The organism is Myxococcus xanthus (assembly GCF_013116825.1).
Lineage (GTDB): Bacteria > Myxococcota > Myxococcia > Myxococcales > Myxococcaceae > Myxococcus > Myxococcus xanthus_B.
Genome location: NZ_JABFNS010000319.1, coordinates 1 through 442 on the forward strand (window position 1 = coordinate 1; position 442 = coordinate 442).

At 66.5% G+C, this 442-nt stretch carries 1 pseudogene; it reads left to right on the plus strand.

Going from position 1 to position 442, the window contains the following annotated elements:
- Positions 1 to 442, plus strand: a pseudogene (locus tag HNV26_RS37505) (hypothetical protein); the annotation flags it as partial.

Genomic DNA, 442 nt, shown 5'->3' on the forward strand with positions numbered 1-442 from the left:
GGCCACGGGCGTCCAGACCTGCTTCCACGACCGCCACATCGAGCCGCAGATCTACGCAGGCCTCGACGGCACGAACTGGAGCATCAAGGACTACGAGGCGCGCGGCGGCTACCAGGCCCTGCGCAAGATCCTCGGCACCGACGGCGGCGAGCCGATGACGCAGGACCAGGTCATCGCCACCGTCAAGGAATCCGGCCTGCGCGGCCGCGGCGGCGCGGGCTTCCCGACGGGCCTGAAGTGGAGCTTCATGCCCCGCTCGTTCCCGGGCCAGAAATACCTCGTCTGCAATTCCGACGAGGGCGAGCCGGGCACCTGCAAGGACCGCGACATCCTGCAGTTCAACCCGCACATCGTCATCGAGGGCATGATCATCGCGGCCTTCGCGATGGGCATCTCGGTGGGCTACAACTACATCCACGGCGAGATCTTCCAGACCTACGAC